This window comes from Hyphomicrobium facile, from assembly GCF_900116175.1.
Lineage (GTDB): Bacteria > Pseudomonadota > Alphaproteobacteria > Rhizobiales > Hyphomicrobiaceae > Hyphomicrobium_B > Hyphomicrobium_B facile.
On sequence record NZ_FPCH01000003.1, the window covers coordinates 79,808 to 95,791 of the forward strand.

The 15,984-nt window shown below is 61.4% G+C and carries 11 protein-coding genes; 7 read left to right on the forward strand and 4 right to left on the reverse strand.

Annotated elements, in window-relative coordinates; translation table 11 throughout:
• Both BM399_RS13440 and BM399_RS13445 read right to left on the reverse strand, forming a co-directional pair.
• Window positions 1–453 carry a (2Fe-2S)-binding protein gene (locus BM399_RS13440; RefSeq protein WP_092869090.1) on the reverse strand — a complete coding sequence of 151 codons (453 nt, stop codon included), beginning with the start codon at window positions 451–453 and terminating at the stop codon, window positions 1–3.
• A gap of 96 nt (window positions 454–549) precedes the next feature.
• On the reverse strand, window positions 550–2,193 hold the full coding sequence (locus BM399_RS13445) for an L-lactate permease (RefSeq protein ID WP_092868303.1): 1,644 nt from the start codon (window positions 2,191–2,193) through the stop codon (window positions 550–552).
• Between the two features lie 178 nt (window positions 2,194–2,371).
• Here BM399_RS13445 and BM399_RS13450 point away from each other — a divergent pair, with 178 nt between their 5' ends.
• The 3 genes from BM399_RS13450 (at window position 2,372) to BM399_RS13460 (ending at window position 6,808) form a co-directional block, all read left to right on the forward strand.
• The gene (locus BM399_RS13450) at window positions 2,372–3,133 is read left to right on the forward strand and encodes an FCD domain-containing protein (protein WP_092868304.1); all 762 of its coding nucleotides are present in this window, start codon (window positions 2,372–2,374) and stop codon (window positions 3,131–3,133) included.
• A 218-nt stretch (window positions 3,134–3,351) separates the two neighbouring features.
• On the forward strand, window positions 3,352–5,100 hold the full coding sequence (locus BM399_RS13455; RefSeq protein ID WP_092868305.1) for an OmpA family protein: 1,749 nt from the start codon (window positions 3,352–3,354) through the stop codon (window positions 5,098–5,100).
• A gap of 13 nt (window positions 5,101–5,113) precedes the next feature.
• Window positions 5,114–6,808 (forward strand): saccharopine dehydrogenase family protein, encoded by a 1,695-nt coding sequence (locus BM399_RS13460; RefSeq protein WP_092868306.1) that lies wholly within the window; start codon window positions 5,114–5,116, stop codon window positions 6,806–6,808.
• On the opposite strand, the gene BM399_RS13465 is transcribed toward BM399_RS13460, so the two are convergent.
• Window positions 6,805–7,530 carry a thermonuclease family protein gene (locus BM399_RS13465; RefSeq protein ID WP_092868307.1) on the reverse strand — a complete coding sequence of 242 codons (726 nt, stop codon included), beginning with the start codon at window positions 7,528–7,530 and terminating at the stop codon, window positions 6,805–6,807. The genes BM399_RS13460 and BM399_RS13465 overlap by 4 nt on opposite strands.
• A gap of 307 nt (window positions 7,531–7,837) precedes the next feature.
• On the opposite strand from BM399_RS13465, the gene BM399_RS13470 reads away from it, so the two are divergent.
• A complete protein-coding gene (locus BM399_RS13470; protein WP_092868308.1) occupies window positions 7,838–10,186 on the forward strand; it encodes an AsmA family protein in 2,349 nt (782 codons plus the stop codon).
• 275 nt (window positions 10,187–10,461) lie between these two features.
• Window positions 10,462–10,983, forward strand: coding sequence for an S-adenosylmethionine decarboxylase family protein (locus BM399_RS13475; protein WP_244531341.1), 522 nt, complete (start codon window positions 10,462–10,464; stop codon window positions 10,981–10,983).
• 117 nt (window positions 10,984–11,100) lie between these two features.
• Here the strand turns inward: BM399_RS13475 and BM399_RS13480 are convergent, their stop codons facing one another.
• On the reverse strand, window positions 11,101–12,552 hold the full coding sequence (locus BM399_RS13480; RefSeq protein ID WP_092868310.1) for an MFS transporter: 1,452 nt from the start codon (window positions 12,550–12,552) through the stop codon (window positions 11,101–11,103).
• A gap of 283 nt (window positions 12,553–12,835) precedes the next feature.
• Here BM399_RS13480 and BM399_RS13485 point away from each other — a divergent pair, with 283 nt between their 5' ends.
• Both BM399_RS13485 and BM399_RS13490 read left to right on the forward strand, forming a co-directional pair.
• On the forward strand, window positions 12,836–14,779 hold the full coding sequence (locus BM399_RS13485) for an acyl CoA:acetate/3-ketoacid CoA transferase (RefSeq protein ID WP_092868311.1): 1,944 nt from the start codon (window positions 12,836–12,838) through the stop codon (window positions 14,777–14,779).
• A 142-nt stretch (window positions 14,780–14,921) separates the two neighbouring features.
• On the forward strand, window positions 14,922–15,950 hold the full coding sequence (locus BM399_RS13490) for a S1C family serine protease (RefSeq protein WP_092868312.1): 1,029 nt from the start codon (window positions 14,922–14,924) through the stop codon (window positions 15,948–15,950).
• The last annotated feature ends 34 nt before the right edge of the window (window positions 15,951–15,984 follow it).

Sequence of the window (15,984 nt, forward strand, 5' to 3'; positions counted from 1 at the left end):
TCAGACCCCTCCCGCTGCAAGACGAACGGCTTCGTGAATGCGCTGATAGCATCCGCACCGGCAGATGTTCCCCGACATGGCCTCGACGATTTCAGCGTCGGAGGGCGCGCGATTCTTGGCGAGCAACGATGCTGCCTGCATGATCTGGCCAGACTGACAGAAGCCGCACTGCGGGACGCTGATCTTGCGCCAAGCCTGCTGGACGGCGTGCTCCCCATCCGGGCTCAAACCCTCGATGGTCGTTACAGTTTTGCCCGCCGCTTCGCCGAGCGTCGTCTGGCACGAGCGGACAGCAACGCCATCGAGATGAACCGTGCATGCACCGCAGACGCCCGCGCCGCATCCGAATTTCGTGCCCGTCAGATTGAGCATGTCGCGAACATACCAGAGCAGCGGCATATTGGGATCGCCGCTAAACTCGTGAGCTTCGCCGTTTATGGTGATGGATGACATGTCCATGCTCTCCTTCTAGATCGAGTGTTCGAATTTCAGACTTCAATGGATTCCTGCTCGCGGCGAACGCGAGCGTGACTTGCATTCAATTTTTCTTCACGGTGCGAGAAGCGTGAAGGGCCAAAGGTAGACCTGCGCCATGACGAGCAGTCCGACGAGCGTCGCAAGCGCAAGTGAATGGAAAAACACAAAACGAAGTATCGACCCCTCGTGCCCGTACCATTTGGTCGCTGTCGAAGCGACTACAATAGATTGCGCATCAATCATCTTGCCCATTACGCCGCCCGCGCTATTTGCCGCTGCCATGAGGACCGGATTAATGCCGAGCTGTTCAGCCGTGATCCGCTGCAAGCCGCCGAACAATACGTTCGACGATGTGTCCGACCCTGTCAGCGCCACACCGAGCCAGCCGATGAGCGTGCCGAAGAACGGATATGCCCATCCTGTGTGGGCAAGCATCAGCCCGAGCGTTGCGTCGCTGCCGGAGTAACGCGTGATGAAGCCGATCGCCATCATGCACGAGATGGTCAGAAGCGAGTAGCGGACCACGTAGATGGTCTTTGCGTACATGCGCGCGAGTTGGCCGAGGCTGTATCCCAGAAAGACGCCGGAGATGATCGCCGAAATCAGGATACCTGTTCCCGTAGCGGACAAGATGTTGACGTTGAAAATTGCGGCTTCGGCGTGCGGCGATTGAACGACGGGCGGCATTTTCTGCACGAGTTCATGCAGACCCATGACCGGAATCTTCTGTACCCAAAGTCCATCGAGCGCGGCGCGGACTTGCGGCGTTCCCCAGAGAAAGACGAAGACCGCGAGAATGATCCACGGCGTCCATGCGCGCCGGATAACGGCGAGCGAATGAGAGACGGCAACCGGCGCGAGGGGCTTTTCCGAAACGGGCGCATTCGGAAGCTTGGTCATCGGAACGGCCGGGCTCCAGACCCTTAGAAAGAGCGCGAGGGCCGCCATCGAAACGAGCGAGGCTACGACATTGACCAGCCATGGTCCGTGAAAATTCGAGACGAGATACTGCGGTATCGCGAAGGAAAGTCCGGCGACGAGGATCGGCGGCCAGACTTCGATCATTTTGCGAAAACCGACGAAGGCCCAGATCAACCAGAACGGAACGATGACCGCAAAGGGCGCGAGCTGACGGCCGACGGTGGCGCTCAACTCGTAGAGATCGAGCCCTGTGACGGCAGCCAGCGCCACGAGCGGTGTTCCGAGCGCGCCGAACGCAACAGGTGCGGTATTGGCGATCAGCGACAGGCCCGATGCCGCGAGCGGCGGAAAGCCCAAGCCGATCAACATTGCAGCAGTCACCGCAACGGGCGTTCCAAAGCCGGCGGCGCCTTCGAAGAACGCGCCGAATGAAAACGCGACGAACAGAAGTTGCAGCCTGCGATCGTCGCTTATTGCGCCGATAGATTTTTGCAGGACGTCGAACTCGCCTTTTTCGCTCGCGAGGCGATAAAGAAAAATGACATTCAGGATAATCCAGCCGATCGGCAGAAGGCCGAAAGCCGCGCCATAGACAGCGGCCATGCCAGCCATTTTTGCCGGCATTCCATAGGCGACGATAGCGACCAGCAGGGCCGCGCCGAGGCCAAGGAGAGCGGCCATGTGGGCTCGCAATTCGAAAAGCCCGATACCTCCGAGCAGGACGACCACTGGAATGATCGCCACGACTGCGGACAACGGCATATTGGCAAAAGGGTCATATATTTGCGACCACATACGACCCGTGCCCCTCAACATCGCGGTGCTAGACTGCAGCGGTGTTTCTGGTAAATTTTTTATACCAGTGATGGCGAATGGTCAAATCAGCGAGCCATATAGCCGGACGGAAATAGACAATGGCCTCCGCGGGCACGCCGGTCTAGAATTACGCACAATATCACAGGGATTAGGCAAAATGCTTGCCGTACGTACGCCGAAAATCGCGGATGCAATCGCATCGAAAATCGAGAAGCTCATTCTCGAGGGCGCGCTTCGTCCGGGTGAGAAACTCGCGCCGGAACGCGAGCTTGCGCAAACGCTCGACGTGTCGCGGCCGTCGCTCAGAGAAGGCATCGACAAGCTCGTGCGGCGCGGACTGCTGAAGTCATCGAAGAACGGAACGTTCGTCGCGCAGTTCCTCTCGCCGATCATGGCGCCGCTGGCGAACCTCTATCGCGGCAATCAACAGGCGTTCGCCGATTATTTCGAGTTTCGCAAATGTGTGGAGGCGCGGGCCGCGCGAGATGCGGCGCTTCGGGCGACGGATGTCGAAAGGGCGGCCATTCGGGCCTGCCTGGACGACATGCGCAAAGCTCATAAGCTCGAGGATCCCGCGCAGGAAGCGGAAGCCGACGTGACGTTGCACATGCTCGTCTACGAAGCGGGGCACAACTTCGTCGTGCTGCACGTGATGCGTGCGCTCAGCGAACTTCTTCGGAACAATATCTTCTTCAACCGGAAGAACCTGTATCTGAAGGCAGGCGTCCGCGACAAACTTCTGATGCAGCACCTCGCTATTGGCGAGGCCGTGATATCGGGTGATCCCGAGCGCGCGGAGAGGGCGGCCGGCGATCATATCGGCTTCGTGTTCGACACCGTTGCGGAAATCCAGAGGGCCAGCGCGCGGCTCGATACGTCATTGCTTCGCGCGCGGAGAGGCGATTTTCTGGCGAGCTGATCAGGCAGCTCGAAGCGTGAACATGCGCCCGACGCCACGATTTCGCCGCAACCTATTCACGCGGGCTTCATATGGCTGCCTTTATCCCTCATCGTCGAAGGGATAGCTTCGGCTTCGTCGAATTGAGGCATTCGCCGAATTTCCAACTAAAGAGAACGTCGAGGCTAAAACGATTCGCGGCGTCATACGGGGACGCAGCAATAATCCGAGGAAACAGCATGAAATCTACCCGACAAGCGATCTTGGCTGGAGCGTCGCTTTTGGCAGCAGTGGCCGCAACGCCGACGCTCGTTCGAGCCGACGATCAACAGAAATGGCCGGGCAACAACGGCGACAACCGCGGCAAGGACGACAATTCAAAGCGCCGTGGTCAAGAAGATCGCGGCGGTCAGGATCGCGGCCAACGGGATCAGCAGGACCGCGGCCAGCGAGGCCAGCAGGATCGCATGCAGCAGCAGGGCCAGCAGGATCGCGGCCAGCAGAGGCAGCAGAAGCAGGACCGGGCGTTCGAAAGAAGAGAACCGGGCTCGAACGGGCCAGGCAAGCAGTTTGGCGGCGACCAGCCTAACGGCAATCCCAATGCATTCATCAAACCGCAACAGATGAACCCGCAGAAGCCCCCTGTCGTGAACAACGCGCCGCAGCAGCCACAGCAGCAGTTGCCCAACGCCAAGCCACAAAACTTCGACAACCAGTTCGGCAACCCCGGTCGAGACATAGAGAGGCGCAAGCGCGAACAGCAGAAGCAGTTCGGCGGACGGGATCAGGTACCGAACCAGGGACAAAATCCGGGAGGCAACAGCCCCGGCAATCGGCCTGTCGTCGACAATCCGAATGGCCCGCAGAAGCAGTTCGGCGGACGGGATCCGGGCCGCGACCGCGACAATCGGCCTTTCGACAATCCGAACGGCCCGCAGAAGCCTCCGCAGGCGGCCGACTTCGGCCAGCCGCGCCAGCCGCTTTCTGCAGCTGACGCAAGGCGCCGGTTCGAGACGATGCGCGGTTCGCGCAAAGAGGTCAAAATCGACGGCGGCAAAGGCGTTGTCATCGAAGAGCCGGGCAAACGCCGGATCATCAAAGAGAACAACCGCATGGTCATCCAGCACGATGAGACCGAGCGTTTGCGGCGCGTGGCACCGAACGCCCGCTTCGAGAAGGGGCAAGGCGGCTCGAACGTCTCGATCATCGACCGGCCCGGCGGTTACCGGGTCTATTCGGAGACCGACTCGAATGGTCAGTTGCTCCGGCGGTATCGTCGTGGGCCGGATGGACGCGATGTCATCATCATCGACAACCGCCGCCGCCACGGAAATGGTTTCGGCAAAGGCGTCGCGACCGGCGTCGGCATCGGCATCGGCGTCGTGGCCGGAGCCGCAATCCTGAACTCCATCCTCGATGTGCCGCCGCCGCGCGTCAGAATTCCGCGCGATAAGTACATCGTCGACTACGGTCGTGCGAGCGATGACGACGTGTACGAAGCGCTCAGCGCGCCGCCGGTCGACGACTACGACGACCGCTATACGCTCGATGAAATTCGGGCGACATCCTACCTTCGCGACCGCATGCGCCGTATCGATCTCGACGACATCACCTTCGAGTTCGGCTCGTGGGACGTCGATCCGAGCCAATACCGCAAGCTCGAACGCATCGCGCGCGGGATGAACCGCATCATCGACCGCAATCCGAACGAGGTCTTCATGATCGAAGGCTACACCGATGCCGTCGGATCGGAGGAAGACAATCTCTCGCTGTCTGACCGGCGCGCCGAGTCCGTTGCGGAGGTGTTGACCGAGCAGTTCCAAGTGCCGTTCGAAAACCTGGTAACGCAGGGCTACGGCGAGCAATACCTGAAGGTGCCGACCCAGGCTCCCGAACTACTCAACCGTCGCGTTGCAGTCCGGCGCATCACGCCACTTCTGGCGCGTGATGGTGGACCGCCCCCGCCGCCAGGCCGGTATCCGGACTAACTCGGGGTGAGCCGTGCTTCGCCGGATCGTGCTGATAGGAGCGACTGGCTTCTTCGGACGGCGGCTTGCACGGCGCCTTGCCACCATTCCGGATGTCGCGCTGACGCTGACATCGCGCAGTGAGGAGCGAGCTCGAGACTTTGCAAAAACACTAGAAGGGGGTGAGCACATCACCCCCTTTTCTTTTGACCGGGACGACGCGTCGAGTGTCACGCGGCTCGGGTCGCTATCTCCGTGGCTCGTCATCGACGCTTCGGGCCCCTTCCAGTCCGCCGGCTATGATCTCGCACGCGCAGCGATTGGGTTCGGTGCGCATTGGATCGATCTCGCCGACGCCCGCGACTACCTTCTCGGTTTCAGCGCTGCGCTCGACGCGGAGGCCCGGAAGATGGGCGTCGTCGCGCGTGCGGGCGCAAGTTCGACACCCGCCTTGTCGATGGCTGTCGTCACGGAGGTGACCGATGGCTGGCAGCGCGTCGACGGCGTCGACATCGCGATTTTGCCTGGCGGCGCCGGTGACGTAGGCGATGCCGTCATTCGCGCAATTCTCTCGTACGCCGGCGCGAAGATCACGGTCTACGAAGAGGGTTCGGAACGCGAGATATCCGGATGGGGCAGCGTCACCCGCGCAAAGATCGCTGGGCTCGGAACTCGTTACCTGTCGCCGGTCGAGACAGCGGACGCATCCCTGATGCAGCACCGCTTCGACGTCGCGTCGCGCGTATCGTTCAGCGCGGGCCTTCAATCCCGCATCGAACATTTCGGGCTTGTCGCTCTCGCACAGCTGCGATGGCGCCGGATGATTTCAAGGCCGGAAGCCTTGGCGCCTCTTCTTGGGAAGGCGCGGCGGGTAACGCGCGTCTTTGCGACCGATCGCGGCGGCATGACAATCACGTGCGCCGGTCTCGACGCGAACGGCCGGCAGATTTGCGCTCGCTGGTTTCTTCATGCCGAGAAAGGGTCAGGTCCCGACGTTCCGGTTCTTCCGGCTGTTGCTTTGACGCGATCGCTTCTTCGCGGCGAGGGCGAAGCCGGTGCGGGGATTGCGGCCTTGCCGCTCGCGGCAATCGAAGCCGAGATGTCGCGGCCATCACTCACGACGACGCGCACCACACAAAGCGGAGGCGACACCAGCCTTCTCGCGCTGGCATGCGGGGTAGACGCCTACCGGCGATTGCCCAGCGCACTGAGAGCTTTTCACGATCAGACTGCGCCGCCTGTCTGGGCCGGCAAAGCCGACATCGACGCTTCGAACTCGATCATCGGGCGTTTCGTGAGGGCAATCGTCGGCCTGCCATCACCGGCTCGCGGCGTCGACGTAACGGTTACAGTGGATCGCGCCGGCGGCGAAGAAATCTGGCAACGGAATTTCGGTGGCCAGCGCTTTGCTTCTCGGCTTGCGTACAAGGGTAAGAACGTCGTTTCGGAACGTTTTGGGTCGATCGAGATCCTGATGGCGATTGACGTCGACAGCATTGAGGTTCGGATGCCCGTTGCCGGTTGGCGCATTGGCCGGATCAGACTTCCGCTCATGCTTGCGCCGACATCCAAGACACGCGAATTCGTGGGCGACGATGGCCGCTTTCATTTCGATGTTTCGATCGGACTGCCGGGCGTCGGGCTTTTGGCGCATTATCGCGGCTGGCTCGAGCCGAAGACCAGTCACGCTCTCAAGCGGAGTTCGGTCGCATCGTCATGCGCCGACTAGTTGGCGGATGCGGGCCGCCAGCCGGCTGCGGTTGCTTCTTCCTCAGAGCAGAACCAGCGCTTGCCGTGTCCTCCGTCCATCCGGACCTTGTCGTACCAAGTGCCCCACGGCATGTGATAGATGCGGCCGCGGGACGAAACGTTGCCTTTGATCGCGCAACCTTTCGGAGCGGCGACTTCGGCAACTTGCCATTCGTTGCGGCGGTAATCCCAAGGCGCTTGTGCCTGTCCTTGCCAAACGCCGATCTTTTCCTGGCGCGCTTCAGCTTCGATGTCGACGTAGGTGGTCGAATATTTGACGAAGGCCCAGGCGAGCCCGGCGCGCACCATCGCCTCTTCGATGTCGATGCCATCCACGAAGCACGTTGCGAGTGTCCGGTGATAGCGATCGTTGCCGGTGCGGTCGCAGGCAATCTCTTTATGTTCGACCAACTTCCGCAGCATCGCACCGGCAGCCTTGCCGCATTCCCACGTTTCTCCGGTCGCCGTTTGACATGTCTGCGTCAACTCCGGCGCGTCGATGCCTTCAAGACGAACGCGCGTCTGCCCGACGTCGAGCGTGTCGCCGTCAACGACTCGGCCTATTCCTGAGATAATCGCGGGTTGGCCATTCTCCGGGGCCGTTACAGCGAAGGCTGCAATTGGCGGAAATGCCAGGAGAAAAAGCGCACCTGCCCGAAGGCAAGTGCGCGATAGTCGAAACGAGAAAGACAATTCTGGCATTGGTCGATCCTCACTGAAGGATGTGGCGCAACCTGGGCGGTGCGGTGTTCTAATTACGCAACCAATGAGTGATTCGAGCCAAACCGCGCTATAGGCCCGGACGTGGACCAGACGAAGACGTCAGGAGGCGATTTAAAAGTGTGAGTGAGGCGCCGACTCACCGACGGACTGGCTCACCCACAGAACAAGGGACGCCCGGCTTGCTTAGACCTTGCGCCGCAGGGGTAAGCGGCCCGTAAGTGACATAATTCGCAGCGATATTTTCGCCTGCATTACGCGGCCCGGTCGCCGCCCTTAAGAGGACTGCATGCCCTACACTCCCGCGCCGCCTCCGCTGCCGACGATACGGCCGAGCTTCGAGCGCGCACCCCTCGGTTCGGGTCCACGCCGCACGCCACCACCGCCGGGCGGCGGGGGTGGGCGTCGGGTGCCGCCGGCACGACGGGGCGGCCTCTGGACGGGCATCATCTATGTGCTGCTTTTCATCGTGGCGGTGGGTGGTGCGGGTATCGGCTACCTTGTTCTCAATCCGCCCAGCGACCTGATCCGGCAGAAGATCGCCGAAGAGGTGAAGGCGCGGACCGGCCGCGATCTCATCATTGCGGGACGGGCGTCTTTCACATTTTTCCCGGTATTGGGTCTCTCATTGAAAGACGTGTCGCTCTCGGGCCCCCCCGGGATGGACGGCGCGTTCCTGAATGCTCAAGCGCTTGAAGCCAGCCTCGATCCGATGACGCTTTTGGAGCGGCAGCCGAAGATCACCGCGGTGACGCTCAAGAATCCTGTTCTGGACCTCCGCATCGATAAGGAGGGTCGCCGAAATTGGAAGTTCGCGGCCCGCTCCGCTCCAACGCGGCTCGCTGAGTTGCAGATGCCCGGAACGCAGCGCGACACTGCTCCGATAGAGATCGCGATGGCGGAAGCCGGCGGCTCCGGACCCGATGCGGCCGATTTGAAAATCGAAAACGTCAGGGTGGAGAATGGGAGGTTCCGCTTTACCGACGACCGAACTGGGAAAATTTCGGAAGTCTCGCAAGTCAACGTCACGCTCGGGCTTCCCTCTCTCCAAAGCCCGCTTGTCGCGAACGGCAATCTCGTCTGGCACAACCAGCGTCTCGACTTCGACGGCAAAGTCGCCGACGTCCGCGCGATCGCCGCCGAGAAGCCGACGCGACTCTCCTTCAACGCCCGGAATTCGTTGATCACCGCGACCTATGACGGCGGCTTCCTCATCAAGGAAGGGGCCATCCTCGACGGCAAGGTTTCCGCGCAATCGAATTCGGCGCGCGGGCTTGCCACGTGGTTCGGCACTCAGCTACCGCCCGTCAGCGGCTTCGGACCCATGTCGATCAAGGGAGCGCTGAAGACAGCCCTCAACGTGACGGTGTTTTCGGATGCCGCATTCAGTTTGGACGGCGCGGCTGCCAGCGGACAGATCAAGGTGACGACCGGCGGCGTCCGGCCGTGGGTAGAGGCCGATCTCGCCGTCTCGGAACTGGATCTCAACAAGTATCTGACAGGCGCGGTCACCGGCCAGGAGACTGGCCCGGTCGCGGCCGAGGGGAAAGCCAAAAGCGCGGCAACGCCACCACCGCCAGCGGAAGAGCCGCCGGTTGCTCCGAAGCAGCCGACACCGGCGACACCGGATCAAATCCAGAAATTGTTGGAAGGCTCGAAAGTCTATGGCTTCGCGCAGCGCGAGGGGTGGTCGAGCGAGCCGCTGAACTTGACCCTTCTCGGCGTTGCCGACGGCAATGCCCGCGTGAGCGTCGAGAAGCTTCATTTCAAGAACATGTCGATCGGCAAGTCATCCGTCGATGTTGCTGTCAAAAACCTCGCCATGCAGGCGAAATTCAACGATGTCGCGCTTTACAAGGGGCATGGCAGCGGCGTCCTCGCCGTCAACGGATCGGGCGGAAGCGCGGACGTTACAGCCAACTTCAAACTCGACAACGTTTCGGCGTTTCCGTTCCTCAAAGATGCTGCAAATTTCGGCTGGGTTTCGGGCAACGCCAATGTCGCCCTGCAGCTCTCGGCAAACGGCGCGAACCAACTGCAGCTGATCGAAAGCCTCAACGGAACAGCCGGCTTCCAATTCGCGGACGGCGCCATCGTTGGCTTCAATCTGCCCGGCGCTATACACGGGCTCACGCAAGGCAACCTCGGTGCGCTCAGAACGTCGCCGTCGGAAAAGACCGACTTCACCGCGCTCGGCGCCTCGTTCACGATTACCAACGGCGTTGCGCAGAACCAGGATCTGCAGCTGATCAGCCCGATGCTGAAGGTTACGGGCGCGGGCACCGTTCGCATGCCGGAGCGGACGGTCGATTATACCGTCAGGCCGAAACTCGTCGCATCGGCGGAGGTCCAGAAGGGGAACTCAGAGGCATCAGGGATCGAAGTTCCGGTCCACATCACTGGCTCCTGGGACCAGCCTTCCTACCGGCCCGATTTCAAAGCCGTGCTGTCGGATCAGGACAAGACCGTCGAGACGATCAAGCAGATCGGCAAAAAGTTCAAAGGCAAGAACCCGAACGAGATCGTCGATCAGCTCTTCGGCAAAAAGGCCGACGAGGATCCGACGAGCGCAGCTGCTACCAACAAGAAGAAAGCCAAAGATCTGCTGAATAAGTTCCTCGGCAAACAGGACGAGTGAATTGCGCGATTGTCGCGATTCGATCGCTCGATCGGCGTGTTGTTTTATCTTCGGTTAAGTTGATGGAACACGAGCGCGAAAAAAAATCCGCATAGGGGGCAAAAAGATCTTGCGTAGGGGGGGCGTTGGCCTCATATGCACCCTCTCTCGTCTGTCCACCTGCCAACATGGTCGAGGTTTTCCAGAACCAATGAGGTAAGGAGCGGGCGAGTCAAACCTATCTGCTGGTTGGGGAGGGTCACATGGCCTTTAATGACACCCTCTTCCAATTGGGGATGGACTTGACTCGTTCAAGCACCGCCCAAGAGGAAGATTTTTCGCGCGCTGCGTTCAACACGGAAGTAGAAGACTCGACGAGTCCGTCTACTGAACAAAGCGTAAATAGTGCAGGGACTACGATCTTTATCGATCTCCACGGCGCCCAGCGCCTCGACGACGTCAAGTCGGCCGAGCGTGCGACAAAGCGTGCCGTCGAGAGCTTGGGCCTCAAGCTCAAGAGCCTCCACCTCGATCGCGTCGCCGGCGGCGGCGTGTCGGGTGTCGCGGTCTTGGGCTCCGGGCACCTGTCTTTGCAGGCTTGCTCGCGGACCGGCTTTGCCGCCGTCGACGCGCGCGGTTGTGCGGGATTGAAGCCGTCATCGGCTTTGCTCGCCCTCGCTGAAGCGTTCGGCGCGCGCGAGGCTGTCATCCAGCGGGAGCGGACGCTGTCCACCCTGAACGTGCCTGCCCTTCGCGTCGTGCCAAGAGCGCCACGCAAGGTTCAGCGCCAGAAGGCCCAAGCGAAGAAAGCGGCTTAAACCGCTTCGCTCTCTTCAAGACCAGCGATAGTGGCCGCGATCGGAACTCTCCGATCGCGGTTTTTGGCCGTTCGCGCTTTCAGGCGTGGGCCAGTTCCGGCTTTGAACTCAACGAATTTATCCGACGTGGCCTTCGCTGAGGCGGGCCACTTCCTTCGGCGGCTCGGCTGCCTTCATCGCATCCGTCGGCAATAGCGAAGCGCCCGCCGACGGCGACAGCTGTCTGAAGAACAGGATCGAGGACGCGGAGACGAGTGCGATCAAGATAAAGACCGGCGGAAAATGCCCGACGGCGATGGCACTGCCTCCGGCCACATGCTGCATGCCTTCTAGTCCCATCGCGGCGATCGTGACGCCGACCGAGCCCGACAGCTCCTGACAGACAACGGCGAAGCTCGTCGCGTTGCTCAATCTCTCGGGCGGCACGTCCGCGTAAGCGAGCGTGTTGACGCTCGTGAACTGAAGCGAGCGCGACAGGCCTCCCATCAGAAAGAGGGCGACGATCAGCACCGGCGACGTCGTGACCGAAAACAGCGCCGGGAAAGCGGTAAACAAGCTCGCGACGATGGCATTCACCATCAGCACGCGCCGGAAGCCATAACGCTTGATGATCGTGGCGGCCTGCGTCTTCATGAAGATGGCGCCGACGCCGGTCGCGAACGTCATCAGCCCCGACTGGAACGCCGTCATGCCGAATCCCGATTGGAACAGCAGCGGCAGCAGGAAGGGACCGGCTCCAAGACCCGTACGGAACAGGAAGCCGCCGGCAACGCCCGCGCGGAAGGTGGGGATCGCGAGCAACCGGAAATCGATTATGGGCGCCGTTACTCGGAGGGCGTGCCAAGCGTAACCACCAAGCAGCACCGCGCCGGCGGCCGTGATCAGAAACACCGTCTCGGGCCCGACAATGCCGAGACCCATCAGCGTGACGCCGGTCAAGAACAGCGACAGGCCGGGGCCGATCAACAGGAAGCCTCGCAAGTCGAAGGTGGCCGACGTTTTCTCGCGCACGTCCGGAATGAAACGGGTGATCAGCACGAGCCCGAGAAGCGCGACCGGAATATTGATCCAGAAAATCCAGCGCCAATTGAAATACGTGGTGATGAAGCCGCCGAGCGGTGGCCCCAGGACGGGTCCGACAAGAGCCGGAACGGTCAACCAAGCGATGGCGTTAATCATGTCCGACCTCGGGATCGTACGCAGTACGATCAAGCGGCCGACCGGCGTCATCATCGCTCCGCCGATACCCTGGAGGATGCGGGCCGCCACGAGCGTGCCGAGATCCGTCGAAAGTCCGCACGCGATGGAGCCCGCCGCGAACACAACCATCGCAGCGCGAAATATGTTCTTGGCGCCGAAGCGATCCGCCATCCAGCCTGACGCGGGGATGAAAACGGCGAGCGCCAGAAGATAAGTCGTCAGGGCGAGCTTAAGGTGAATCGGATTGGCATTCAGATCCTTAGCGATCGCCGGGAGCGAGGTCGCAAGCACCGTCGCGTCCAGGTTCTCCATGAAGAGAGCCGTGGCAACGATCAGGGGGATGAAGTTACGTCGGATCTGTTCAGTCATCGCGGGTGTCTAGCATCCTAACGCTCCCCGGCCAGCCTGTCCGGCGTGCGGCTTACGCAGGTCTCTATTGCGGAAAGGTGCGGCATAAGCCCCTCGCCACCCCTCGGATAGGGACCTATTACCCCCTTGAGTGGTGCATGCCCATTCGAGCTAAGCTATGCGCGAATGGCGGTCCGGCCGACAAATCCGGTGTCCGACATAAAACAAAACAACAGCACGGCCTCTATAGAGACCGCTCGAAGTCTCATCGAAGCCTGGACTGTGACTCGGGGAAACGCATCGCATGTCTACCAGCAAGGTCATTTCGGCTGACGAAGCTATCGCCCGCATCGGCGAAGGCGCTGTGGTCACGACAACGGGTTTTGTCCAGAGCTGCATTCCGGAAGCGCTGCACGCCGCACTTGAGAAACGCTTCGTCGAGACAGGAGCGCCGCGCGATCTCACGTTGATCATGTGCGCTGGCGCCGGCGACAGCAAAGGGCTCGGCACCGGCCGGCTCCATCACGAAGGCCTGTTGAAGCGTGTCATCGCCGCGAACTTCGGGCGCATGCCTAAGGTTGCCCAGGCTGCCCAGGAGGACAAAATCCAGGGTTACAACCTTCCCCAGGGCGTCATCTCCAAACTCTATCGCAGCTGCGCATCCGGCAGCCCAGGTCTCTTCACTCGCGTCGGCCTCCATACCTATGTCGATCCGCGCCTCGGCGGCGGCAAAGTCAACACGAAGACCAAAGAGGATCTCGTCAAGCTCGTCGAGGTCGATGGCAAGGAGTGGCTGTTCTATAAGGCGACCCCGATCAACGTCGCTCTCATCCGCGCGACGAGCGCCGATCCGCTCGGCAATCTCAGCATGGAAAGGGAAGCACTGACGCTCGACGTGCTGGCGCAGGCCATGGCTGCGCACAACAACGGCGGCATCGTCATTGCTCAGGTCGAGCGCATCGTCGCCGAGGGTTCGATCAAGCCGAAGGACGTGAAGGTTCCGGGCATTCTGGTCGATTGCGTCGTCGTTGCCGATCCGCCTGAGATGCATCGCATGAACTACGGCGTCATGTATGACCCGGGCCTCGCAGGCGAAGTGCGCGTGACGGTCGACAGCCTGCCGACGATGGAATTCGACGAACGCAAGATCATCGCGCGCCGCGCTTCGTTCGAGCTGCCGCCGAATGGCGTCATCAATCTCGGCGTCGGCGCGCCGGACGGCGTTGCGAACGTTGCAAACGAAGAGAAGGTTACGCCCTACCTCGTCATGACGACGGAAGCGGGTGCGGTCGGTGGTGTGCTCGCGGGCGGCTCGAGCTTCGGCTCATCGGCCAACGCGCATTCGATCCTCGATCAGAACCAGATGTTCGATTTCTATCACGGCGGCGGTCTCGATCTCACGTGCCTCGGCATGGCGGAATGCGACAGCCTCGGCAACGTCAACACGAGCAAGTTCGGCGGCAAGCTCAACGGTTGCGGCGGCTTCATCGACATCTCGCAGAATGCGCGCGCGGTCGTTTTTGCCGGGACGTTCACCGCCGGTGGCCTTCAAGTTGCGATCGAGGACGGCAAGCTGCGCATCGTCAAGGAAGGACGTGCTCGCAAGTTCGTAAAGCAGGTCGAGCAGGTGACGTTCTCGGGCCAGTATGCGGCACAGAAGGCGCAGCCCGTTATCTACGTCACCGAGCGTTGCGTTTTCCAGCTGACCGATCATGGCCTCGAGCTGATCGAAGTGGCGCCCGGCATCGATATCGATCGCGATATCCTTGCGCACATGGCGTTCAAGCCGCACATCCATTCGCCGGTGACGATGAACCCGCGGATCTTCGTGAACCAGCCGATGGATCTGCTGGCCGATCTCCTGAACAAGAACCTCAAGGACCGCGTCAGCTTCGACTCCGAGCAGAAGATCCTCAACCTCGATCTCGAAGGCTGGAGCGTCCGCAAGAAGGCCGACATCGCCGACTTGAAAAAGGTGATCGTCGATGCCTGCGAGGCAATCGGTGGCCGCGTCAACGTCGTCATCAATCAGGCCAGCTGCCGGATCGCCGAAGATCTCTACGACGAATACGCCGATATGGTCGCGTACGTTACGAAGCACCACTATGGCCGCTCCGCCCGCTATGCGACGAGTGCGCTTACCCGGCAGAAACTGCTGGAAGCGCTGAGACGGCGCGGGCTCGATACGCACGTCTTCGCAAACGCGGCCGAGGCGTACGGCTTCCTTCAGCGCCAAGCGGCGGAATAGCCGTCAGCCCGCGAATCGTCATTGTTCGGCGAGTTTGGCCGAACGATGATGCATGCCTGGAATGCGCCGCAGTGCTGTGCGGGACTTGATGGACGTGAGGCTCGTCGCCATTTGTTCGCGACTTCATTTCCTCGGGTGCATCATGGAACACAGCTTTTTCCGGGTTCTCGACGATACCGAAATCGAGACTGGCATCGAACGCGGCGGCGCTCGCCACAACGGCGTTCAGCGCGATGACGTCGCGCTGATGGATGCCTACAGCAACGCCGTCGTCGATGTCGTCGACACGGTGTCTCCGGCCGTCGTGCATGTCCAGGTTCGCAGCTCGCGCGGCGGACGTACGGGGCAAGGCTCGGGCAGCGGCGTCGTCGTTTCGCCGGACGGTCTCGTACTGACCAACAATCACGTCATCGACGGCGCACAATCGATCACGCTTGCGCAAGGCGACGGCCAGCGCTTCGGCGCGCGCCTCGTCGGGCGCGATCCCGATACCGATATCGCCGTGTTGCGCGCGGAGACGACGGAGCGGCTGAAGTTCGCGCGGTTGGCCGATTCCAAGAAGCTCCGCCCCGGGCAGATCGCCATTGCGATCGGCAATCCGCTCGGCTTCCAGTCGACGGTGACGGCCGGCATCATCAGCGCGGTCGGACGGTCGTTGCGCGCCGAGAACGGTCGCCTCATCGACGACGTCATCCAGACGGACGCCGCGCTCAACCCCGGAAACTCCGGTGGTCCGCTCGTCAATTCGTCCGGTCACGTCATCGGCATCAACACCGCGACGATCATGGGTGCGCAAGGGCTCTGCTTCGCTGTCGCATCGAACACGGCTGAATATGTGCTGACGCAGATCTTGAGCCATGGCCGCGTCCGCCGTGGCGTGATGGGCATCGTCGCTGAACACGTTGTGCTACCGCAGCGCATCCGGCACGCGCTTGGCCTCACCCAAGCGGGCGCCATCGGCATTCGCAGCGTGCAGAACAATGGCCCGGCGGAGGCAGCTGGGCTGATGGCAGGCGATATTCTGATCGCGGTCGACGGCGTCGCCATTGCCGGTGTCGACGACGTTGCGCGCCTTCTCGATGCGGGCCGCATCGGTCAGAAGGCGATCGTCACGGTCCTGCGTGCTGGAGAAAAGCTCGAGTTCCCGATCGTTCCGGAAGAACGGGGCTAGCTTTCGTTTGCGCACGGCGACTCCGCTCCACGGA